Source organism: Peptoniphilus pacaensis (assembly GCF_900088125.1).
Lineage (GTDB): Bacteria > Bacillota > Clostridia > Tissierellales > Peptoniphilaceae > Aedoeadaptatus > Aedoeadaptatus pacaensis.
The window spans coordinates 1,503,546-1,524,549 of sequence record NZ_FLQT01000003.1 but is presented as its reverse complement, the minus strand read 5'-3'; the positions used below and the strand labels follow the sequence as shown (position 1 = coordinate 1,524,549).

Here is a 21,004-nt window from a genome sequence, read left to right as displayed (position 1 = left end):
ATGTAATTTATATAAGGAGGCGGCAATGAAACTATCTAAAATCGTAAAATGGGTGGCGCTGTCCAAAGGCGCCAAAGCCATGAGAAAAAAACCCGTTCGAAAAGCAACCGCGAGCTTTGTAAAAAGCTACGCCCTTTGGAAATTTATTCGCAGAAAATAAAATCAGCCCTCGCCGATAGTGCGCGAGGGCTTTTTTATGTTCAAATTCAATTAGTCGATAAACATATTGTCCAAGAGGAGGAGATTCGTTAGGCTTCCTACGCCGCCGGGAACAGAGGTCACATACTCCGCCTTGTCGACGACGGCGTCGAAATCCACATCGCCGGTCATCTTGCCCGTATCGTCGAAGGCAATGCCGCAGTCGATGATCCACTGGCCCTCCGACACAAAGTCCGCTCCCACCCAGCGGGATTGCCCGGTGCCGTAGACGACGATGTCGTGCTCCCTCGCCAGGGCGGGAATATTTTTCGTGCGAGAATGGCCGACGGTGACCGTGGCATTTTTATCCAAGAGCATCATAGCCAGAGGCTTTCCGATGACCATGGAACGATTAATGATCAGCACGCGCTTTCCTTCCAACTCGCCCATAGCTTCCGCGATCATGACGGCGCTTTTCGCCGTGGCGGGCATCATGGCGCCCTTGCCCTTAAAGATCCGCCACTGATTGATGGGATTTAAGCAGTCGATGTCCTTTTCCGGTTGAATGGCGCCGTCGATTGCCTCGGCATCCAAATGACCGGGCAGGGGGTGGAAAATCAAAATCCCGCCGAAGCGCTCGTCCATATTACCTCTCATCACTTCCGATAAAACTTCGCTCTCCGTTACCAGCTCGGGAAAGGTGGATACCTCCACGGGAATGCCCACGCTTTCCGCCGTTTTCATGATGGCTTTTTCGTAACTGATGTCCGCCGGATTGTCGCCGATGCGAAGAATTAAAAGCTTATAGCCCGCTTCCCTCTCTTTGGCGAAGGCCACTTTTTTCGACAGCTCCTCGAGCAGTTCTTTACGCATGCCGGTCACGTCAAATTTCATTTTTTCCTCCTATAAAAAAAGAGCGGCGAACCGCTCTTTGTCTCTACTTAATTATAACACGCGCGTTGCATTGACAAAACGTGAGCTGTAATAGTTTTCGGACAGTTTGTTTTGTTTAACGCGACCGCTTCCGCTGGCTGCGTGGATAAAGGTGTCGTTGCCGATGTAGATGGCTACGTGGCTGACGCCCTTGCCCGTGGTGTTGAAGAAAATCAAGTCGCCGGGTTGCAATTGAGATCTGTCAATTTGTGTACCCACTTGAGATTGAGCGGAAGAGGTTCTGGGAAGGGAAATTCCCAGTTCGTTGACGTAAATGGCATATACCAGACCAGAGCAGTCGTAGCCGCCGTTGCCGGTTGCGCCCCATACATAGGGCGTGCCCATTTTGCTGAAAGCGGAGTTGATGACTTGTTGTGCTTTCGCTCCGTCAACTTTCGGTGCAGCCATAACAGGTTCGGCAACTTTCTTAACCGGTGCCTGTTTTTGAATGATTTCACGTTGAACGGCCTTCACGCCGCCTTCACCGAAGTCCAAATAGTTGGGATCGATTTGGAAATCCTTGCCTTCTTCGTTAAGAATAATGAAGAGACCGTCTTTATAGCTGACTACGTTCACCGTTTGGTTCTTTGCCAATTGGTAAACGCCGTTGGCATTTTCAAGTCTTAAATTTTGTTTTACCTTCGCCGGTGTGGAATAGGGACCTTGGATCGCTTCGACGTATCCGAATTCTACGGAACCGAAGAGACCGTCTTCCGTATTGACAGCCACACCATTCTTGAAATGTTGAACCGCTTGAAGGGTTTCACCGATAAAGAGGTTGCGTACAACCTTGCCGTCTTTTTTCAAAATGGCATTTTTCTTTACCGTGTAATATTGGGGTTTGCCCTCGGTGACGAGGATCTTTTCCTTCGGAACGGTTACTTTTGCGTTGCCCTTTTGGACTATGTAACCGCGTTCGTTTGTATCGACGATATTTGCTTGTTCTTCAACGGCAAAAGTCAACTGATTGCCACTGTACAATGTGGTGTTATGATCCTGCACAAAAATGCCGGTATCTCTCAGACCTACAACCGAAATAATTGCCAAAGCAGTCGTTCCGATGGCAAGCTTGAACTTTTGATTCATGTAAAAACAACACTCCTTATAAATATTCCTGGTGGAAAGCCCTGTTTTAAGGGGTTTCCCATTCGAAATTAGACTTTTCTTAATCATCTTTTGAAATTATAACACAGATGGTTACAGAATGTAATAAATTGATTGGTCAATTATGTTACTTCTCTGTTACAGTTCCATGACTTTTTATTTCTTTTTTAACAACCCTATGATCTTCCGCGGGCTGACTTTCACCGGAGTTCAATGGTATACTGTTTAAAGACAAGTCATGGGAGGTGAGGGTCATTGGAATATGAATCCGACTACGAATTATTAAAAGAAGAGATAGAGGCCTGTATTACGGAAGGGAGTGTCGAGGCGTGTAAGGAAATCTTCGACAATTACCACGCCGTGGACATCGACGAAGTCATCGAGGATTTCGATTCGACGGATCTGCAATTTTTCCTTTTTATGTTGGATCCGGACGATATTGCCACCCTTTTGGAAAATGCCGAGGACGATCTGCAGGTCAGAATCGCCCGCTTCTATTCGACGAAAGAGTTAATCGATATTTTCAGTTTCATGACCAATGCCGATGTAGCGGATCTCTTGGGACTTTTGCCCACGATCAAGCGCAAGGACATTCTTAATTACATGAAGAAGAGCGAGTCGAATATTCTGAAGATGATTCTTTCTTACGACGACGACAGCGCCGCCAGAATCATGACCACGGAATTTTTGTCTTTGAAACAATCCTTAACCGTGCGCGAGGCTCTCTTAAAGATTAAAGAAATCGCCCCTACAACTGAAATTATCGAATCGATTTTTATTACGGACAATCTACATCGACTGCAGGGGATCGTGGACTTGCGGGAAATTCTCGTGGCGCCGGGCTTTAAGCCTTTGGCGGATCTCGTGGAGAACCATCCCTTTTTCGTCTACGCCGAGCAGGACCAGGAAGAGGCCGCCAATTTAATCTACAAGTACGATCTGAAATATTTGCCCGTGGTCAATAAAAACGAGGCCATACTCGGGGTCATTACCAGCGACGATATTATCGACGTTATGGAAGAAGAACATAACGAAGACATTCTCGCCATGGGTGGGGTTTCGAAGGACGAAGAATACGACTCGAACTTCTTCCATTCCGTGAAAAGTCGTCTGCCCTGGCTCGTGATCAATCTCTTTACCGCCTTTATGGCATCGGCGGTGGTCAGCATGTTTGAAAGCACGATCAGTCAGGTGGTGGCCCTCGCCGCCGCCATGCCCATCGTCACGGGGATGGGCGGCAATGCCGGCAATCAGGCGCTGTCCATCGTATTGACCAGTTTGGCCCGCGACGAAATCAGCTTGGAAGAAGACCTGCCGCTGGTTTTGAAGGAAATCGGCCTCGGCCTTTTCGACGGCGCGGTCATCGGCCTCTTTGCGGGCATCGTCCTCTATTTGAAGTACGGCAATTTTTATCTGGGGCTGATCATTTTCGCCGCCATGATCTTAAACATGATCATCGCCGGCATCGTCGGCTTCCTGCTACCCTTGATTTTCGACAAGCTGAAAATCGACCCCGCCATCTCCTCCCCCATATTCCTCACGACCTTTACGGATGTCTGCGGCTTCTTTATCTTCCTGGGCCTGGCATCCACTCTGTTGACCAAATTAATTTAGAGCTTAAATAATTTCATAGACGCAAAAAACCGAAGGCTTTGTTCTGCCTTCGGTTTTTTCTTTGAACGACTTTTTTATTTTTTAATAAATTCGTAAATGCGTTGGCCCAAAACCACGCCCTGTTCTCTGGACGCATTGGTCTTCGGTCTGAATTGATTGTTCTCGTATCCCGACATCAGGCCCATGGCTTGAAGTTCGTAAACCGACTCACGGGCGTACTTGCTGATCTTGTCGTGATCGGCGAAGGTGTTGCCGACGGCATGGCTAACTTCCACATTGACGCTCTTTAAAAAGCGCGCCAGAATCGTCGCCATTTCTTCCCGCGTAATCTTGGCATTGGGCGCAAATTTTCCATTGCCTACGCCGTAGACCAGACCCAGGCGCGATGCGATGACCACGGATTCGTTTTTCGTATCCTTAAAGGGGCTCTTGCCCGCAACTAAATGGACCCGCTCCGTTTTTTCGTAGAGGCGCACAATAACTTCCGTAAATTCTTCCCGGCTGATTTCCTTTTTCATATCGGCTTTTACCGAAGGAGGAATCAATCCGTTCTTACCCGCAGCACTTAGCTCTTCCATGGACCAGGCGCTGGAATTATTGAAGACCGGTCGATAACCGACGGACACGCCATTGCCGAAGGCGCTGCTTCCGTTTTCGGCCACGTAGCGCACGCGGAAACTGTATTGATTGCTCCGAATGTCGATTTTCGTCAATTGAGTAAAGTCGTTGGCCGTTAAATTCTTCTCGACGCGATCCTTTTCTGCGGCGGTCAGTTCGCCTCTGTGGACGTGGCCGCTTTTAGAGGACCAGGCCTCGAGATTGACCTTGCTGTCGATTTCATAGGCTACTTTTTTCCCGGCGGCCAATTGATCTTTGACCCAAGCGGGATTTTCCCAGCTAATGGTCACACCGGCTTCGTCGGGGCTCAAGGCCAAGGATAAAGCGCGGGGGCTTTCCATAGGCAGAGCGAATACTCCCCGAGCGGGAATCAATATTCCCACCAATAAAAAAAGTGCCAATATGCGTTTCAATGTGTATTTCAATAGTAACACCCTTTCTTTGCTGCTAAGACTATAGCAAAAGCCGGATGGACCTTGAAGAGGTACACGAAATTTGTAACGGAATTGTCACTTTTTCATTTGATTTTTACGATTTGAAAGTTGTCGATTTTGTAATCGAAGAAATATCTCACGTCCCCTTTTTGCGCCGCCAGCACCAAACGCATAAAGCCGTCGTGACTCACGTAAAGGGTGTCCTCTTTCGCCGTCTGTAAAAAGATTTCCGCCCGTTTATAGGCCTCCGTCAGACTTTCTCCTCTCGGCGGCGAAAAGGCAAAAGGATCATCGATCCAGGGCTCCAGTGCCTCGCCGTAGGCGTCGTAAGCGTCGTAAAAGCTGCGGCCTTCCAAGACGCCCAGGTTCACTTCTCGAATCAATGGCTCTTCAGTCACGGGCAAGTCTCCGGCGATGATGGCCGCCGTTTCCACGGCGCGAAGGTAGGGACTGCTGACGACGGCTTTGATATGGAGGGCGCGCACCTCTTCCCGCAGTTTCAAAACAATCTCCTCCTCTACGGGAAGCAGGGGCTCCGTCGGCGTAGCGTAATACTTTTTTTCATTGGCCAAAGTTTTTCCGTGGCGCATCATATAAATGCTCATGAGAAAAACACTCCGAATAAAATCAGGACCAAGAGCTCTGCCGTCTCCACGATGGCGCCGTAAACGTCGCCGGTGAGGCCGCCGATTTTTTTTACGGACCAGCGGGCAAAGAGGGCGCCGTAGATGCAGGCGGCCATGGGATAGAGAAAATAGCTTGCGCCTCGCGTAAAGAAAATGATCGCCGCGAGGATCAGCCACTGCAAGTAATAGCTGTTTTTCGACGCCCGCTTTTTAAAGAAATTTCCCATGGAGGAGCTTTTCGCCGAGGGGAAAAAATGGATCGCCGTCAAAAGTCCCATGCGAGCCGAGGCAAACAAAATGCCCATTTCCACAGGCTGAATGGCCACCGATGCCAGGACGGCAAATTTTCCCAGCAATACCATGGCGAGGGACAGAACGGCGAAAGTGCCGATGGTGGAATCGTGCATAATTTCCGCGATGCGGTCTCTATCGCGATTGGACAAAAAGCCGTCCGCCGTGTCCATAAGTCCGTCCACGTGGATGCCTCCGTTTAACAGATACCAGGTGAGGAGCCCCAAAAAGGCGGCATACAGCGGTCCTATGTCGTAGAAGTAATTATTCACCGACGCGACGATGGTCCCCATAAGAAAAGCGATCCAGGGAAACCAGAAGAGGCTCTTTCCCGCTTCTTTTTCGCTGAAATCCGTTTTTATAAAGACGGGGATGCGCGTAAGAAATTGAATGGCTAAAAGAAAACTGTTCATTTGATCCTCACCGGAATTCCCGAAATACAGGCGTAGACCTCGTCCGCCGCCTGTGCCAGCCACTGATTTACTCGTCCCTGAATATCTCTGAAGGCGCGGGAGACGGGGTGCATGGGCACGATGCCGCTACCCACTTCGTTGGTGACGATGAATAAATCGCAGGATGCGCGCCTCGCCGCGGCGATTAAATCCTTGAGCTCATCCATACACAGGCCTTCGATTTTTTCCTCGTCGATCACGTCATCGCCTTCGGAATACTTCCACAGGTAATTGGAAATCATCACCGTCACGCAGTCCAGAAGGGCGGCGTCCTCGCCCTCGATCACAGCCGCCAAGGTATGGTCCCGCTCCGCCGTGCGCCAGGAGGCGGGCCGCCTGCTTTTATGTGCCTCGATGCGGCGAATCATTTCCGCATCATCTGCGGTCTGTGCCGTGGCGATATAAAGGACCTTGTCGTAATCCTTCGCCCGCGATTCGGCGTAGGCGCTTTTTCCGCTGCGGGCGCCGCCGGTTATTAATGTAATCATAGGGACTCCTTTTCGATATTGACCAACAGGCTCGGGTCGATGGCATTGTCTTCCATGGAGCCCATGTTTTTCATGGCGTAGAGGGCTCCCTCCATCAGTTGAAAAAACAGTGGACAGCCGCTCCCCTCTCCGAGGCGCATGGCGAGATCCATGGGCGGTACGAGACCCAAATGGCGATTCAATAATGCCGAGGCCCTTTCCGCGCTCTTGTGGGACAAAAAGACGTAATCTTTTACGAAAGGTGCCAATTCAATGGCCGCAAGAACCGCCGCGCCGGTAACGAAGCCGTCCACCACCGCCGCCACCTTCGCCTCGCCACAGGCCAAGAACACGCCGACGAGGCCGGCGAGATCCAAGCCGCCCACTTGAGCGATTTTGTGGATCGCATCGCCCTCTCCTGCGCGCTTCACGGCCTTTTTTACTACCGCCACTTTTTTCGCAAGTTGGTCTTCCGTAATGCCGGCGCCGTAGCCCACGCAAGCTTCGGCGGATTCACCGGTTAAGGCGCAGATGAGGGCCGCCGCCGTAGTGGTGTTGCCGATGCCCAGCTCCCCCGTTCCGATCATGCGGGCGCCTTTTGCGATCACCTCTCGCGCCACATTTGCGCCACGTTCCATGGCGCGAAGGGCTTCTTCCCGACTCATGGCGGGCTCCGCAGCGATGTTTCCCGTGCCGGGGCGGATGGATTTCTTTAAAATATTGGGCTCACGCTCCATATCTTTTTTCATGCCTATATCCACGATGACGGGCTCCGTCCCCGCCCATGCGCTTAATGCGGCAACGCCGGTTTCGCCACGAGCCATGGCGTTGGCGAGCATTTGCGTAAAGGCCTGAGGCGATGAGCTGACATCTTCCGCCACCACGCCGTTGTCGGCGCAAAAGACGATGACTGCCTTTTTGTCGACGTCAGGTACGGTTCTCCCCTGTATCCCCGCCAGACGAATGGTCATGGCCTCTAAATCCCCCAAGGATCCCGTAGGGTGGGTGCGATTGTCCCAATGTGCCTTGGCGCTTTTCATGGCTTCCTTATCTAAGGGGCCGATACGGCGAATCAGTTCATCGATCATGCTTCTGCTTCCTCTCCTTTATTTCTTGCCGCAGACGCTCGTTAATGTAGTCGTAGCCCTTGGGCCGATGGGGAATCAAACAGTTGGAGCAATCCTTTACCCCGCCTACATAAGAAAAATTTCCGCCGCAATTTTCATCAAGCAGGTAGAGAGGGCAGTAACAGAACATGCAGTTGAAATCCCCTTCCATGACGTGGCAGGGGAAGTATTTGCAATCTTTATTGGTGTAAAAGCGATAAGAGAATTCCATTTGAAATCCTTTCTACCAATGCCTTGGTCTCGGAAAAACTCAGCCCCTCTTCCGCCTCGGTGCGAATAACCAGGCTTGTCATGCCCAAACGTGCGGCGGCTTCGATTTTTTCGTGAAAGCCGGAACCGGCGCCGCTGTTTTTCGTCACCAGGTAATCGGCTTTGGCGTGTTTAAACAGGGCCAGATTCATCTCCAAATCGAAGGGCCCCAGCATGGCCACCATGTCTTCCATGGCCACGCCGGCGTCGGTTAGCATGTCTATACTCTTTGAGGAAGGAATGATTCGGTAAATGTGGCGGCTCTCTCCCTTTACGGACTCGAAAAGATCGCAATGCTTGGAGCCCGTAGTAAAGAAAAAGGTGCCCGTCCTCTCTTTAATATAGGCGGCGCAGGATTCGTAATCGTCGAAGATCACATCCCCCGCCTCATCCTCCACGGGCCGCTTAAAGCGGTAGTAGTCGATGTCACAAGAAAGGGCCGCCGCCTTCGCCTCCTTCGACACGATCTTCGCGAAGGGATGGCTCATGTCAACGACGGCGACGATGTTTTTCTCGCGAATAAAGCTCTCCATGGCGGCTCTATCCATGGGCCCCACGTGGACGTCCATGTCATCGGGCAGGCGATCCCGCCCTTCTTCTCCGGCGACGCTGACGATGAGGGCGCGTCGGTCCACGCTATTTACCAGGCGCACGGATTCCGAGGTGCCGCCGATGATCCACAGCTTCATAATCGATAGCCCCTGGGCGTAATCATGACTCCGTCTTGCACATAGGTCTCCTTATTTCCCACGATGACCATGGTGTTCATGTCGCAGAAGCTGTCCTCCAGATCGCCGACGGTGGTGATGATTTTTTCTTCCCCTTCACGCCGAGCGTGTTTCACCATGGCCACGGGCCGCGTGTCTTCGTAACCCTCTTCCTTTAAAATCGCCATGGCTTCTTTTAAGTAATGAGGCCGCCCCTTGGAGCGGGGATTGTAAAAGCAAATGACAAAATCTCCCTGCGCGGCGAGGCGAATGCGCTTCTTGATCAGATCCAGCGGCGTCATTAGGTCGGAGAGGCTGATGGTCACCATATCGTGCATGATAGGCGCACCGACGCGGGATGCGGCGGCGAAATTGGCGCTGATGCCGGGAATAATCTCGATGGCGATGTCTTTGCCTTCCGCCAGCTCCAAGATGGGCCCCGCCATGCCGTAAAGGCCGGCGTCGCCGGTGGAGACCATAGCCGTGGTCTTTCCCGCCTCCGCCGAGGCCAGAGCCATTTTGCAGCGCTCGATCTCCGACTTCATGCCGGTGGTGTAGAGTTCTTTTCCCGCCGTGTAATTCTTAATGTAATTCAAATAAGGCTTGTAGCCCACAATGACCTCGCAGGCCTTCATTGCCCGGATCATGCCCAAGGTAAAGTCCTCTTCGCCGCCGGGACCGATGCCGATAATATATAATTTCTTCATCTTTTTTCCTCTGTGATGCTCAGGGTAAAGCCCCCTTCGCAAATTTTTTCCGCAATCATGGTTTCGCCGCCCATATAAGCCGCCGTGCAGGAGACGCCGGACACGCCGACGGTGGCTTTGACGAAGTCGCTGCCCTCGCAGCGGTATTCGTTTTTCGCCAATTCCTCCGCGGTGTAAATCTTCAAGGGAACGTGCAGTTCCTTCGCCGCAAAGACGATGGCGAGCTCGTCTTTTTTTATGTCGATGGTGTGGACGGCCGCTACGGCCATGGGATGGATGCCGTAGGCTTTTAGCGTCTTTTTTATGAAGGCCATTAAAGCCTCGGGATCCGTGCCCTTTTTCGAGCCGATGCCCAAGTGGATCCGCCGCGGCACCAAATGAAGGGCGCTTTTGATTTCCACATCTTTCGAAGAAACTACCACGCCGTCTTCCACATCCGCCTCATCAATGGATGCCACCCGCTTAATATTGGGATAGTACGGCACGGCATCTTCTTCTGAATACCAGGTAATCTCCCGCCCGGCCACCATGGCGGCGGCCATCTTCTTCATGGCCACCATATCGTCGAAGGCGTCATTTTCTTTTTGCGCAAAGACGTCGATGGCCTCAAAGCCCAAGCTGTCCGACGCCGTGGTAAGCACCGCTTCGGCGCCCATGGCCTTGGCCAGCTCCAAGGCATAAGCATTGGCACCGCCCAGGTGCCCGCTTAGAAGGGGAATCACGTAGCGGCCCGTGGGATCGATGACCACCACGGCGGGATCCCACCGCTTGTCTTCCACAAAGGGCGCCATATAGCGCACGGCGATGCCCGCCGCACCGATAAAGACGATGCGATCGTAGGCGTCGAAAATGTCGCCGAAAGCCTCTTTCTTTATCGGCCGCTGAAAGTCCTTGCCGTAGAGATCTTCTTGAGAAAAATACTTCTTCGCCAGAGCCGCTCCCTGAGGCGAAAAACACAACACCGCCGTCTTCACTTCGTGCCCTTTCTGTATTCCGTGGAGAAATGTTTGTCGTAGAGCTTGCTCTTTTCGTAGTCCGTGTCGAGAAAGTCCCCGACGAGGATTTGAGCGTGTTTGTAAATGTCCCGGCCTTCCATATCCTTCACGATGTCTTTTAATGTGGAGCGCACCACGATCTCATCGGCCCAGGTGGCCTTATAAACCACGGCCATGGGCGTGTCGTCGGGATAGCCTTTTTTCAAATCCGCCACCAAGTCTTCCAACTGACCGGCGGATAAAAAGATGGCCATGGAGGCGCCGTGGGCCGCCAGCTTGTCGATAGACTCGACCTCAGGCACCGGGGTGCGCCCGGCGCGGCGGGTAAGGATCACCGTCTGGCTCACGCCGGGGAGAGTGAACTCCCGCTTTAAGCTGGCCGCCGCTGCGGAAAAGGAGCTGACTCCGGGCACCACTTCGTAGCCGATGCCCCTTTCATCCAATGCATCCATTTGCTCCTGGATGGCGCCGTAAAGGGAGGGGTCCCCGGTATGGAGCCGCACGACCTTTTTCCCTGCCTCGTGGCTTTTCTTCATGACGTCCAAGACCTCTTCCAAGTGCATGGTGGCGCTGTTGTAGATCTCGGCACCGTCTTTCGCACACTCCATGTGCCGGGCGTCCACCAAGCTCCCGGCATATATGATGACGTCGGCTTCTTCCAAGAGCCGCCTGCCCTTCACCGTAATTAAATCCACGTCGCCGGGACCGGCGCCGACAAATGAAATCATCCTCTTCTCCCCTTTAAAATAAATACGCCGTTTTCGGCGCGCAACAGTCCCAGCCGATCTTCTCTGGACACGGCCACGTACTTCAGGCTCCAATCGTAGCCCATTTTCTTAAAAAAAGCTTTCATGGCTTCGGCGTGGCTCATGGTAATGAAATTGCCGGCCATGATGCCCTCGGGCTTTAAGTGGCCGTGGGCGTATTCCAAAATAGCCTCCAGCTGTCCCCTGCTGCCGCCGATAAAAATGCGGTCGTAGCTTTCGTCTTTTAAACAAGCCGGCGCCTTCCCGCGAATCACGTCGATTTCTACACCGAAGGCTTCGGCGTTTTTCTCGATTAAATCCAAGGCCTCATCCTTGACTTCCGCCGCCGTGACCTCGCAGCCCAATGAGGCCGCCGCCACGGATATGGAGCCCGTGCCCGCGCCCACATCGAGAAAGGAAAGGCCCGGGCTTAGTTCAAGGCCCGCCACGGTGAGTAACCGCACCTCTTCTTTGGTCATGGGCACGTCGCCGCGAATAAAGTCGGCATCATTCATCCAATTCAAGTTCAATCACCGCCAATGCTAATTCTTCGTCTATGGAAATATCCTCGCCGATGGGCGCCGTCACCATTTTTTCCTCCTCGTAGGAAAGGTAGCTCGCCCCGTGGATCACGCCCTTCGCCCCTTCTGCCGCCAAGGCCTCGGACAGATCCCTCGCCGTAAAATGCTTGTCCAATAACACGCAGCTCAGGGGCTCTTTTAAAAGCAAATCCAACTCCGGCTCTCTGCCGTGAAAGGAAAAGGCCTCCATCTTCTGCCAGGGAAGCTTCAATGTCGCCGCCGCACATTGCATGCTGCTCAGGCCGGGAATGACCTTGTCTACAGTGATGCCCTTGGCGCGAAAGGTGCCGGCAAGACCGAAGAAGAGGGGATCCCCGCTGACGACGACGGCCACGTTTATGGCGGAATCCAAATTCTCCTCTACCTCGCTCAACCTTTTTACCGCCACGATGTCCTTTCGAAGGGGCCGCAGCTTTTCCGCCAGGCGCGAGAAGGCCACGACGCGATCCGCCTCTTTTATGGCCTCCACGGCTTCGTAGGTCATTTTCTTTAAATCGCCGGGCCCGGCGCCGACTATGGTAATCATCGCTCCTCCTACATGGTGTAAATCATTGCCCGAATTTTTATATCCTCGGTTTTTAAGTATAAGGGCACCCGCTTTTCGATGCCGCGCTCCATGGCTTCCATAATCTTATCGTAGCCCAGAGCCGCCGCTTTTTTAATGGCCTGATCGGCGGTCTTTTCCTCTTCAACGGCTTCCATATCCGCCACAGACGCTCCAGCCTTGGCCATGTAATAGACGATGGACTCCATTCGCCCGTCGGCTACGGCTGAGTGGGTCTGGTAAATGCCGATGGCCACTTTCGCCATTTTGCCGATATGGCCCATTAAGGTGATTTCGCGAAAGCCCAGGTCCCGCGCGAGGCACAGGGCGTCGCCGAAGTAATTGGACACCTTCACCACGGCCTCATCCAAGCCCAGGGCCGCGGCCCGCTCCTCGCCGTAATTGCCCGGCGTTAGAATCACCGCATCGGCGCCGGATTTTCTCAGCTTCTTTAACTCCAAATCGATGGTGGCCACATAGGCGCTTTTGCTCATGGGCACGACCAGGCCCGATGTCCCTAAAATGGACAGGCCGCCGACGATGCCCAGGCGGGGATTGAAGGTCTTCTTCGCCAGTTCCTCCCCCTCCGGAATGTCGATTCGAATGGCGATGCCCTCTCCCATATGCTCCGTGAGCAATTTCTCGATCTCCCGTCGGGGCACGGGATTTACGGCGAGCTCACCGGCCTTGCCCATAAGCCCGTCTTCCGTAAAGGTGCCGACGCCGACGCCTTTCTCCCAAACGACGCTACCCGTATCGGTCTTTTTAATGGTGACGAAGATTTCCATGCCGTTTGTAATGTCGGGATCGTCGCCGCTGTCTTTGATGACGCTGTAAGTGGCCGCACTCTCGCAACGCATCTGCTCGCGTACGTCGATGGTGAGCACGTCCCCCGCCGGCACCGTCACCTGAACGGCGTGAATGGCCTCTCTCGATTCCAGGGCCTCGATGGCCGCCTTCGCCGCCGCCACGACGCAGGTTCCGGTGGTGAAGCCCAATCGCATATGTTTTCCGTCGACGACGGTGGTCCTCTTCATCGCTTAAAGTCCTCATATAGAATGGCGTTAAAGACGGAGGCTGCCACATTGCTGCCGCCCTTGGTGCCCACGGTACGAATATAGGGCACCGGGTATTCCGTTATCTTTTCCTTCGATTCCGCCGCACCGACGAAGCCCACGGGAACGGCGATAATAAATTTCGGATCCGCCTTCTTTTCGTCGATAAGCTCCAAGAGGCGAAAGAGTGCCGTGGGGGCGTTTCCGATAATAAATCCCTCGCAGCCCATGGATACGGCTTCTTCCATGGCCACGATGGATCGGGTAGTCTTTCGTTCCGCGGCAATCTTCGCTACCTCCTCGTCGGAGATCAAGGTGACGAGCTCCACCCCCGACGCCGCCAGGGCCTTCTTGTTAATGCCCGCCCGCACCATATTCGTGTCTGTGTACACCTTGCCGCCGCTCTTTACCACGGCCCGGGCAGCCGCCATAAAACCTTCGTGAATGTCGATAATGTGGCGATATTCCACGTCGCCGGTGGTATGGATCATGCGACGCACCACGGGCAGCTCGTCGGCCTTAAAGTCCACGTCGCCTAAGTATTCGTCGATGATGTCCATGGAAGTCCTTTCAATGGCCATGGGCTTTTTTTCATACATGGCGGCAACTCCTTTCAAATTGCATCCAAAGCTTGCGAAACGCTGCGTTGTCTTTCTCGTCGCGGACGGCCATGCGGAAGTACTCGTCCTTCAGCGGTTCTTCAGAAAAAGTTCTGAGCAAAATTCCTTCTCTTAAAAAATAATCGAAACAGCTTGCGACTGTCACGTCTTTTAGTCGAATCAAAAGAAAATTCGCCTCCCCGGGAAGGGCTTCGGCGATGTCCGATTCCTCGAAAAGTTCAAGAAGCTTCCTGCGCTCTTGTTCGACAAAGTCGCGGGATTTCTCCATATAATCGCCGCAATCCTTTAAATGAATGCCGCAGGCCTCGGCCACGGCGTTCACCGACCAAGGCAACTGACGCTTTAAAAAGCGGTCCCTGAGGCCGTCGTTCATGATCGCCCAACCCAAGCGCAGGCCGGGCAAGGCGTGGCTTTTGGTGGCGGCGCGAACGGTGATCTGTTTCGGACGATATAGCCCCTCCTGATGCGCATCCTCCCCGCCCCTGACGAAGGGCAGAAAGGTCTCGTCGGAGAGCATGTAGCCGCCGCGAGCAAGGACGGCTTCGTAAATTTTTTCCACTTCCTCCGCGGATAATGTGTACCCCGTGGGGTTGTGGGGATTGGTTAAAATTACGAGAGCCCCCTCCGGCATGTGGGCGATGAAATCATCCGCATTCAGCCGAAAGGGCCGGCTCATGGGATAAGTGACGATTTCTTTTTTCAAGTCCACTGCAATACGTTCGTATTCGCTGAAAGTCGGCGTGGGCAAATAGATCTTCTCGAAAAGGGAAATACAGATGCCGATGATTTCCATGGCGCCGTTTCCCACCACCAGCCGATCCGCCTCCACGCCCATCCACTCGCCCAATGCCCGCCGGAGATCCCGGTAAAAGCGATCCGGGTAGCGATGGGCGCCTTCAAGGCCTTCCGTCATGGCTTCCTTTAAAATTTCAGGCACGCCTAAGGGATTGATATTGGCGCTGAAATCCACTAGAGGATACGCACTCTTCCCTTGGTATGTTTTTGTATCGCCGCCGTGTTCCAAGGCCGTCTCCTTCCGATGATCATGCTCATGTAATGCTTCCTGTCGGCAAAACGTTCGGGGTCCGTGGACGCCACCCACTGATCCGTCTCGATTTCTTCCAGATAGAGCAAGTGAAAGCCCGCATCCGATAAGCGATGGACGCTTTCCTCCGCCCGAGTGGTTTTTAAGAGGGCGATGGTGTCCACGGAAGGAATGGCATCGTCTAAATGATCCGTCAAAAGAAAAGACTCGCCCTTACGCGTCAAGCTTTCCACCACGCCGTTGATCCCGGCGAGGAAAGCGGGAATCCCGGGCACCAGTTCCGTTTCGAAATCCCTCGTATCACCCGCCGCCAAGACTTCGATCAAGGTGGCGTAGATGGTACCGTCACCTAAGGTCAAGAGGCAGCTCAGCTCCCCTTCCTTCGTCACCTCGTCGATCTCATCAAAGGCTTTATTGTAGTGGGCGGCCGTGACCTCGGTCATGGGGAAGTCCAGGAAGATAACCTTCTCTTCCTCCACCACGTCCTTCACCGTATCGTAGGCACGGGACTTTCCCCTGTTGAGAGGAATAAAAATGTGATCCGCATCCCGTAAATAGCGCAGGGCCCGCAGGGTCAAGAGATCAGCCGCGCCGGGGCCCACGCCGATACCCACTAATTTTCGCATACTTCCTCCAAATGGCGGCGCAGTTTTTCCACGTAGATGGCCCGCACGAAATCCCAACTGCCCATGCCGCCGGCGACGGGGGTCACCTTTATCCCCGCCTCTTCGTAGCGCTTCTTCACGGACTCTTCGTCGCCGAAAATATCGTTTTTCGCGTGATCCCCGGCGAGGAGAAGGAGGGGCGCCAGTTGAATGTCCTTGTAGCCCATTTCCTTCATAAAAGAAAGGGGCACCCGGTCGTCCACAGAGCCTTCGATGGTACAGACCCGGTGGGGAAAATTCTTTTCTTCGAAAATGCGATTCAGCTCGTCGTAATCCTTGTCCGCAGCCATATGGCTTCCGTGGCCGACGAAAACCGTCGGCGCCTCGAAACGACGGCCCGCTTCTTCCGCAAAGCGCTTCAAATCTTTTTCGTCGTGGAAGAGGGCTTCCCCCACCTTCACGCCCCGGCTTTTTAATCGGGCAAGCTTTTCGTATTCAAAGCCCTCGATGATGTGAAGGGGTTGAACGAAAATATCCTCCGCTTTATAGCCTTCGTCGATAAAAGCGTCCACGGCTTCCACTTCGTTAAGGTAGCGGATGCCGGTCTTTTTTTCGTAGCGATTGATAACCATGCGTGAAGTAAAGGCCACGCGAGTAGGACTGCCCTCGGATGCCACTTTTAAATCCTCGACGACGGGATCCAAGTCCCGTCTCAGAGCGTCTTCGTGGGTGGAACCGAAGGTCGCGATAATCAATGCTTTCATAGTCTCTCCTAAATCAAAAAACAGATAACTGCGTAAATAAGCAGGTATAATATCGTGCTACGCCACATGAGATTCGTGGCGCCGTCGATGGCCACCGGCTCCACCGGGTTCACGGCCCGGCCGATGGTGGGCTTATAGACGTACTCGCCAAAGTAATTGTGGCCGCCGCCAAGCTCGATGCCCAAGACCCCCGCCGCCGCCGCTTCACACCAGCCCGCATTGGGGCTTAAATGGGCGCCATGAAATTCTTTTACTGTAAGAAAGGCGCGCTTCATAAGAGATCGGGAGCCCGCCGTCAAACACATAAGAAGGGCCGTAAGTCGGGCGGGAATCCAATTGGCCACATCGTCCAGCTTCGCCGCTCCGTAGCCCGCCAAGCGGTAGGTATCGTTGCGATAGCCCACCATGGAGTCCATGGTGTTCACCATTTTATAGGCCATGGCCCCGGCGGGACCGAAGAGGGCGCCGTAAAACAAGGGTGCGATAATGCCGTCGGAAGTATTTTCAGCCACGGTCTCCACCGTCGCCTTAATGATCTCCTCTTCGTTTAAAGATGCCGTGTCCCTGCCGACAATTCGCGACAGCTGCCTTCGCCCCTTCTCCAAAGAAAGGGCCAATGCTTTTTTCACGCCGTGAGCTTCCTCGTGTAGGGTCTTTGCCGCCAAGGCGGTGTAGAGAAGATAGATAGACAGGACGGTTTTCACGGGGCCGCCGAACAGGCTCAGGAGGCCGCGAATCAAAAGATAAGTCGCCGCCGTATTAAATAGGGCGCAGGCGGTGCCCAGGGTTTTTTTCCAACGCTCCGGCGCCTTTAATATGCCCCGATATTCCCGGGCAATAATCTTTCCCATGCCCACCACGGGATGGGGCAGCCACATCGGGTCTGCAAACACTATATCTAGTGCAAAAGCGATCAATAAATTCATGGCCTATCCTTTCTGTTGTCCAGTTTATCACGGCAGGGAATTCGAAACAATAGAGCCCCATTTCCTTCTGTGAAATATGGATTAAGAATTGGATATTTCCGCGGTAAAGGGCTATAATAGAACTCATACTTACCAAGGAGGTCATTATGGAGAAAAGAAAGTTTAAACGCATTCTCGTCGCCAACCGCGGCGAAATCGCCATTCGTATTTTCCGAGCCTGTCGTGAGCTCGGCATACGTTCCGTTGCTATATATTCAAAAGAAGACAGCCTTTCCCTGTTCCGCACAAAGGCAGACGAATCTTATGAAATCGGCAAGGGAAAAAATCCCGTCGACGCCTATTTGGACATCGACGAAATTATTCATTTGGCCAAGAACAAAGGGGTCGACGCCATTCACCCGGGCTACGGCTTTTTAGCAGAAAACCCCGACTTCGCTCAAAAATGTGAAGAAGCGGGCATCGCCTTTATCGGCCCGAGATCGGAAACCATGCGCCAATTAGGCGACAAGATTTCTTCTAAAATCATCGCCAGAGAAGCCGGCGTTCAAACCATTCCCGGCGTCGACGATGCCATTCACTCCGACGAAGAAGCGTTGGAATTTGCCGAAGAAGCGGGCTATCCCGTGATGATCAAGGCGGCAGCCGGCGGCGGCGGTCGCGGCATGCGCGTCGTCTACAGCAAGGAAGAACTTCTGGATCAATTCCACTCCGCCAAAAGCGAAGCGAAGAAAGCTTTCGGCAACGACTCCATGTTTATCGAAAAATATTTGGACCGCCCGAAACACATCGAGGTCCAAGTTTTAGGCGACGTCTACGGCAATGTGGTTCACCTCTTTGAACGCGACTGCTCCATTCAACGGCGCCACCAAAAAGTCGTGGAATTTACCCCTGCCTTTTCCATTTCCGAAGAACTTCGCGAAGCCATTTGTAACGACGCCTTAAAGATCACGAAGAATCTGGGCTATCGCTCTGCCGGCACCGTGGAATTTCTCGTTGACAGCGCGGGCAATCACTACTTCATCGAGGTCAATCCCCGAATTCAAGTAGAACACACCGTTACCGAAATGGTTACGGGCATCGACATTATTCAAGCCCAAATCCAAATCGCCCAAGGCTATGCCCTGGCCGATGCCCCCATCGACATTCCCAATCAAGAATCCATTCAACGCCGCGGCTTCTCGATCCAATGCCGCGTCACCACCGAAGACCCCCTCAATCACTTTGCTCCGGATACAGGACAGATCACCCTTTACCGCTCCTCTTCCGGCTTCGGCGTGCGCTTAGACGGCGGCAACGGCTTCCAAGGCGCCGTCATCAGCCCCTACTACGATTCCCTCTTGGTCAAGGTCATTACCCAAGGCCGCACCTGGGAAGATACGGTAAACAAATCCATTCGTTCCCTACGCGAGTTGAAAGTCGGCGGCGTCAAGACCAATATCGGCTTTTTGCTCAATGTATTGAACACGAAGGAATTCAGAGAAGGCACCTGCGACACGGGCTTTATCGCCGAACACCCGGAACTCTTCGACATTAATACCTCCACGGACAAAGAGCTCCGCGTCATGGAACACATCGGCGACATTGTTGTTAACAAAAATACCGACGCGAAGAAAACCTTCGACGTTCCCGTGGTTCCCGATTACGAAGAAGAAAGCTACAAAGGCTCGAAACAAATCTTCGACGAATTGGGCGCAAAGAAGCTTTCCCAATGGATTTTGGATCAAGACCGCCTGCTCTTAACGGACACCACCATGCGGGATGCCCACCAATCCTTAATGGCCACTCGTATGCGTACCATCGACCTGTTAAAAGTCGCCAAGTCCATGAACTACAACATTCGCGAAATCTTCAGTATGGAAATGTGGGGCGGCGCCACCTTCGACGTAGCCTATCGCTTCCTCCACGAAGATCCCTGGGAAAGATTGGACCTCTTGAGAGAGGCCATGCCCAATCTCCTCATGCAAATGTTGGTTCGCGGCAACAACACCGTGGGCTACAAAAACTATCCCGACAATGTGGTCAAGAAATTCATTAAAGAATCGGCGGAAGGCGGCATCGACCTGTTCCGTATCTTCGACTCCCTGAACTGGATCGAAGGCATGCGCCTCGCCATCGACGAAACCATCGCCAACGGCAAAATCGCCGAAGGGACCATGTGCTACACCGGCGACATCTTAGACGAAAGCCGCGACAAATACAGCCTGGAATACTACGTTAAGCTTGCCAAACAATTGGAAGATGTGGGCTGCCACATTATCGGCATCAAGGACATGAGCGGGCTCTTGAAGCCCTACGCCGCCAACAAATTGGTGCGCGCACTGAAAAACGAAGTGTCCGTCCCCATTCACCTCCACACCCACGACACCACGGGCAACGGCGTCGCCACCGTCTTAATGGCGGCGGAAGCCGGCGTGGACATCGCCGATACGGCCATTAACTCCATGAGCGGGCTCACCTCGCAACCGGCCCTGAACTCCGTCGTGGCGGCTCTGGAAAATACCTCCAGAAGCACGGGCATCGACTTAACCGCCATCGACCAAATCTCCGCCTACTGGGCTGCCGTTCGTCCCGTATACGAACAATTCGAATCGGATCTCAAGAGCGGTACCACGGAAATTTACAAATACGAAATCCCCGGCGGCCAATACTCCAACTTGAAGCCCCAAGTCGAAAGCTTCGGTCTGGGCCACAAGTTCAAAGAAGTTAAGGAAATGTACAAAGACGTCAACCAAATGGTCGGCGACATTATTAAAGTCACGCCTTCCTCGAAAATGGTCGGCGACATGTCCATCTTTATGGTTCAAAACGATTTGACGCCGGAAAATATTTACGAAAAAGGTGCGAACCTGGACTACCCGGATTCCGTCGTCACCTACTTCAAGGGCATGATGGGTCAACCTTACGGCGGCTTCCCCGAAAAGCTGCAAAAAATCGTTCTGAAGGACGAAAAGCCCATTACCGTGCGCCCGGGCCTCTTGCTCGATCCCGAAGATTACGAAGCGGACAGAGCCCACTTGAAAAAAATCATGGGCCACGAACCCACGGAGCGCGACGTCACCAGCTACTCCCTCTACCCCAAGGTATTTGACGAGTACGCATCGAACTTCAGCAAATACGATCAACTGTGGCGCATGGGCTCGGACATCTTCTTCCACGGCCTACAAGAAGGCGAAACCGCCGAAGTGGCCGTAGGCGAAGGCAAGACCATGATCGTCACCTTGGTGGAAGTGGGCAAGCTGAAAGAAGACGGCAAGCGCACCCTGACTTTCGAAATCAACGGCTCCAGACGCAGCGTCGACATTACGGACAACACCCGCCCCATGCACAATGTGACCGGCGGAAGCTCCGTTATGATGGCCGACGAAAGCAATCCTCTGGAAGTCGGCGCTTCCATCCCCGGCACCGTGGCAAAGATCAACGTAGCCGTCGGCGACGAGGTCAAGGAATCGCAACCTCTCTTGGTTTTGGAAGCCATGAAAATGGAAACCAACATTATCTCCCCCATGGACGGCATCGTGGAACACATTTACGTCAAAGAAGGCGAAAGCGTGGAAAGCGGCCAATTGGTTCTCGAGTTAAAAGAAAAAGAATAATTTGCCAAATAAAGGCATACGCAAAAGCAGCGACACCATCAGGTATCGCTGCTTTTTTGTTGC

General features: G+C 53.2%; 23 protein-coding genes. 3 read left to right on the top strand and 20 right to left on the bottom strand.

All coding sequences use genetic code 11. The features are described from left to right. The first annotated feature begins 25 nt into the window (after positions 1–25). Positions 26–160, top strand: coding sequence for a hypothetical protein (locus BN7444_RS09580; protein ID WP_281189528.1), 135 nt, complete (start codon positions 26–28; stop codon positions 158–160). Positions 161–210: 50 nt separating this feature from the next. On the opposite strand, the gene BN7444_RS07225 is transcribed toward BN7444_RS09580, so the two are convergent. Both BN7444_RS07225 and BN7444_RS07220 read right to left on the bottom strand, forming a co-directional pair. Continuing rightward, positions 211–1,032, bottom strand: a complete 822-nt coding sequence (locus tag BN7444_RS07225; RefSeq protein ID WP_068457723.1) for a bifunctional 5,10-methylenetetrahydrofolate dehydrogenase/5,10-methenyltetrahydrofolate cyclohydrolase — start codon at positions 1,030–1,032, stop codon at positions 211–213. Positions 1,033–1,083: 51 nt separating this feature from the next. Beyond that, positions 1,084–2,157, bottom strand: a complete 1,074-nt coding sequence (locus BN7444_RS07220) for a C40 family peptidase (RefSeq protein WP_068457721.1) — start codon at positions 2,155–2,157, stop codon at positions 1,084–1,086. Positions 2,158–2,430: 273 nt separating this feature from the next. On the opposite strand from BN7444_RS07220, the gene mgtE reads away from it, so the two are divergent. Then, positions 2,431–3,789 (top strand): magnesium transporter, encoded by a 1,359-nt coding sequence (gene mgtE / locus BN7444_RS07215; RefSeq protein WP_068457719.1) that lies wholly within the window; start codon positions 2,431–2,433, stop codon positions 3,787–3,789. 74 nt (positions 3,790–3,863) lie between these two features. Here the strand turns inward: mgtE and BN7444_RS07210 are convergent, their stop codons facing one another. From BN7444_RS07210 to cbiB, 18 genes are all read right to left on the bottom strand, one after another. Further along, positions 3,864–4,832 carry an S-layer homology domain-containing protein gene (locus tag BN7444_RS07210; protein WP_167627207.1) on the bottom strand — a complete coding sequence of 323 codons (969 nt, stop codon included), beginning with the start codon at positions 4,830–4,832 and terminating at the stop codon, positions 3,864–3,866. Between the two features lie 92 nt (positions 4,833–4,924). Then, positions 4,925–5,446 carry a histidine phosphatase family protein gene (locus BN7444_RS07205; RefSeq protein ID WP_068457713.1) on the bottom strand — a complete coding sequence of 174 codons (522 nt, stop codon included), beginning with the start codon at positions 5,444–5,446 and terminating at the stop codon, positions 4,925–4,927. Next, entirely contained in the window at positions 5,443–6,171 is a 729-nt protein-coding gene (cobS, locus tag BN7444_RS07200; RefSeq protein WP_068457711.1) for an adenosylcobinamide-GDP ribazoletransferase, read from the bottom strand. Before cobS ends, BN7444_RS07205 begins: the two co-directional genes overlap by 4 nt. After that, a complete protein-coding gene (gene cobU, locus BN7444_RS07195) occupies positions 6,168–6,698 on the bottom strand; it encodes a bifunctional adenosylcobinamide kinase/adenosylcobinamide-phosphate guanylyltransferase (RefSeq protein WP_068457709.1) in 531 nt (176 codons plus the stop codon). The genes cobS and cobU overlap by 4 nt, the downstream gene beginning before the upstream one ends. Beyond that, positions 6,695–7,765 carry a nicotinate-nucleotide--dimethylbenzimidazole phosphoribosyltransferase gene (gene cobT, locus BN7444_RS07190; protein ID WP_068457708.1) on the bottom strand — a complete coding sequence of 357 codons (1,071 nt, stop codon included), beginning with the start codon at positions 7,763–7,765 and terminating at the stop codon, positions 6,695–6,697. The genes cobU and cobT overlap by 4 nt, the downstream gene beginning before the upstream one ends. Further along, positions 7,755–8,015: a cysteine-rich small domain-containing protein gene (locus tag BN7444_RS07185; protein ID WP_068457706.1), complete on the bottom strand. Its 261-nt coding sequence runs from the start codon at positions 8,013–8,015 to the stop codon at positions 7,755–7,757. The genes cobT and BN7444_RS07185 overlap by 11 nt, the downstream gene beginning before the upstream one ends. Next, entirely contained in the window at positions 7,984–8,742 is a 759-nt protein-coding gene (cobK, locus tag BN7444_RS07180) for a precorrin-6A reductase (protein ID WP_068457703.1), read from the bottom strand. Before cobK ends, BN7444_RS07185 begins: the two co-directional genes overlap by 32 nt. Next, the gene (gene cobJ, locus BN7444_RS07175) at positions 8,739–9,467 is read right to left on the bottom strand and encodes a precorrin-3B C(17)-methyltransferase (protein WP_068457702.1); all 729 of its coding nucleotides are present in this window, start codon (positions 9,465–9,467) and stop codon (positions 8,739–8,741) included. Before cobJ ends, cobK begins: the two co-directional genes overlap by 4 nt. After that, on the bottom strand, positions 9,464–10,441 hold the full coding sequence (locus BN7444_RS07170) for a cobalt-precorrin 5A hydrolase (protein WP_068457699.1): 978 nt from the start codon (positions 10,439–10,441) through the stop codon (positions 9,464–9,466). The genes cobJ and BN7444_RS07170 overlap by 4 nt, the downstream gene beginning before the upstream one ends. Next, a complete protein-coding gene (cobM, locus tag BN7444_RS07165; protein ID WP_068457696.1) occupies positions 10,438–11,190 on the bottom strand; it encodes a precorrin-4 C(11)-methyltransferase in 753 nt (250 codons plus the stop codon). The genes BN7444_RS07170 and cobM overlap by 4 nt, the downstream gene beginning before the upstream one ends. After that, complete coding sequence (cbiT, locus tag BN7444_RS07160) at positions 11,187–11,723, bottom strand: precorrin-6Y C5,15-methyltransferase (decarboxylating) subunit CbiT (protein WP_068457694.1); 537 nt, start codon at positions 11,721–11,723, stop codon at positions 11,187–11,189. The genes cobM and cbiT overlap by 4 nt, the downstream gene beginning before the upstream one ends. Next, positions 11,716–12,315, bottom strand: a complete 600-nt coding sequence (cbiE, locus tag BN7444_RS07155) for a precorrin-6y C5,15-methyltransferase (decarboxylating) subunit CbiE (RefSeq protein ID WP_068457692.1) — start codon at positions 12,313–12,315, stop codon at positions 11,716–11,718. The genes cbiT and cbiE overlap by 8 nt, the downstream gene beginning before the upstream one ends. A gap of 8 nt (positions 12,316–12,323) precedes the next feature. Then, entirely contained in the window at positions 12,324–13,370 is a 1,047-nt protein-coding gene (gene cbiD / locus BN7444_RS07150; protein ID WP_068457690.1) for a cobalt-precorrin-5B (C(1))-methyltransferase CbiD, read from the bottom strand. After that, positions 13,367–13,987: a precorrin-8X methylmutase gene (locus BN7444_RS07145; protein ID WP_068457688.1), complete on the bottom strand. Its 621-nt coding sequence runs from the start codon at positions 13,985–13,987 to the stop codon at positions 13,367–13,369. The genes cbiD and BN7444_RS07145 overlap by 4 nt, the downstream gene beginning before the upstream one ends. Next, positions 13,980–15,032 (bottom strand): pyridoxal phosphate-dependent aminotransferase, encoded by a 1,053-nt coding sequence (locus tag BN7444_RS07140; protein WP_167627206.1) that lies wholly within the window; start codon positions 15,030–15,032, stop codon positions 13,980–13,982. Before BN7444_RS07140 ends, BN7444_RS07145 begins: the two co-directional genes overlap by 8 nt. After that, a complete protein-coding gene (locus BN7444_RS07135) occupies positions 14,978–15,679 on the bottom strand; it encodes a precorrin-2 C(20)-methyltransferase (RefSeq protein ID WP_068457683.1) in 702 nt (233 codons plus the stop codon). The genes BN7444_RS07140 and BN7444_RS07135 overlap by 55 nt, the downstream gene beginning before the upstream one ends. Next, positions 15,667–16,422 (bottom strand): sirohydrochlorin cobaltochelatase, encoded by a 756-nt coding sequence (locus BN7444_RS07130; protein ID WP_068457681.1) that lies wholly within the window; start codon positions 16,420–16,422, stop codon positions 15,667–15,669. Before BN7444_RS07130 ends, BN7444_RS07135 begins: the two co-directional genes overlap by 13 nt. A gap of 8 nt (positions 16,423–16,430) precedes the next feature. Then, complete coding sequence (gene cbiB / locus BN7444_RS07125; RefSeq protein ID WP_068457679.1) at positions 16,431–17,348, bottom strand: adenosylcobinamide-phosphate synthase CbiB; 918 nt, start codon at positions 17,346–17,348, stop codon at positions 16,431–16,433. A gap of 146 nt (positions 17,349–17,494) precedes the next feature. On the opposite strand from cbiB, the gene BN7444_RS07120 reads away from it, so the two are divergent. Continuing rightward, positions 17,495–20,941: a pyruvate carboxylase gene (locus BN7444_RS07120; RefSeq protein WP_068457677.1), complete on the top strand. Its 3,447-nt coding sequence runs from the start codon at positions 17,495–17,497 to the stop codon at positions 20,939–20,941. Positions 20,942–21,004: the final 63 nt, after the last annotated feature.

Coding starts and splice junctions, on each gene's coding strand:
- cobK (WP_068457703.1), bottom strand. CDS start 8,742: ATGAAGCTGTGGATCATCGGCGGCACCTCGGAATCCGTGCGCCTGGTA.
- cobS (WP_068457711.1), bottom strand. CDS start 6,171: ATGAACAGTTTTCTTTTAGCCATTCAATTTCTTACGCGCATCCCCGTC.
- BN7444_RS09580 (WP_281189528.1), top strand. CDS start 26: ATGAAACTATCTAAAATCGTAAAATGGGTGGCGCTGTCCAAAGGCGCC.
- cbiD (WP_068457690.1), bottom strand. CDS start 13,370: ATGAAGAGGACCACCGTCGTCGACGGAAAACATATGCGATTGGGCTTC.
- cbiB (WP_068457679.1), bottom strand. CDS start 17,348: ATGAATTTATTGATCGCTTTTGCACTAGATATAGTGTTTGCAGACCCG.
- BN7444_RS07145 (WP_068457688.1), bottom strand. CDS start 13,987: ATGTATGAAAAAAAGCCCATGGCCATTGAAAGGACTTCCATGGACATC.
- BN7444_RS07205 (WP_068457713.1), bottom strand. CDS start 5,446: ATGAGCATTTATATGATGCGCCACGGAAAAACTTTGGCCAATGAAAAA.
- BN7444_RS07130 (WP_068457681.1), bottom strand. CDS start 16,422: ATGAAAGCATTGATTATCGCGACCTTCGGTTCCACCCACGAAGACGCT.
- cobJ (WP_068457702.1), bottom strand. CDS start 9,467: ATGAAGAAATTATATATTATCGGCATCGGTCCCGGCGGCGAAGAGGAC.
- BN7444_RS07220 (WP_068457721.1), bottom strand. CDS start 2,157: ATGAATCAAAAGTTCAAGCTTGCCATCGGAACGACTGCTTTGGCAATT.
- BN7444_RS07225 (WP_068457723.1), bottom strand. CDS start 1,032: ATGAAATTTGACGTGACCGGCATGCGTAAAGAACTGCTCGAGGAGCTG.
- BN7444_RS07120 (WP_068457677.1), top strand. CDS start 17,495: ATGGAGAAAAGAAAGTTTAAACGCATTCTCGTCGCCAACCGCGGCGAA.
- cbiT (WP_068457694.1), bottom strand. CDS start 11,723: ATGAATGATGCCGACTTTATTCGCGGCGACGTGCCCATGACCAAAGAA.
- cobT (WP_068457708.1), bottom strand. CDS start 7,765: ATGATCGATGAACTGATTCGCCGTATCGGCCCCTTAGATAAGGAAGCC.
- BN7444_RS07185 (WP_068457706.1), bottom strand. CDS start 8,015: ATGGAATTCTCTTATCGCTTTTACACCAATAAAGATTGCAAATACTTC.
- cobM (WP_068457696.1), bottom strand. CDS start 11,190: ATGATTTCATTTGTCGGCGCCGGTCCCGGCGACGTGGATTTAATTACG.
- BN7444_RS07135 (WP_068457683.1), bottom strand. CDS start 15,679: ATGCGAAAATTAGTGGGTATCGGCGTGGGCCCCGGCGCGGCTGATCTC.
- cbiE (WP_068457692.1), bottom strand. CDS start 12,315: ATGATTACCATAGTCGGCGCCGGGCCCGGCGATTTAAAGAAAATGACC.
- cobU (WP_068457709.1), bottom strand. CDS start 6,698: ATGATTACATTAATAACCGGCGGCGCCCGCAGCGGAAAAAGCGCCTAC.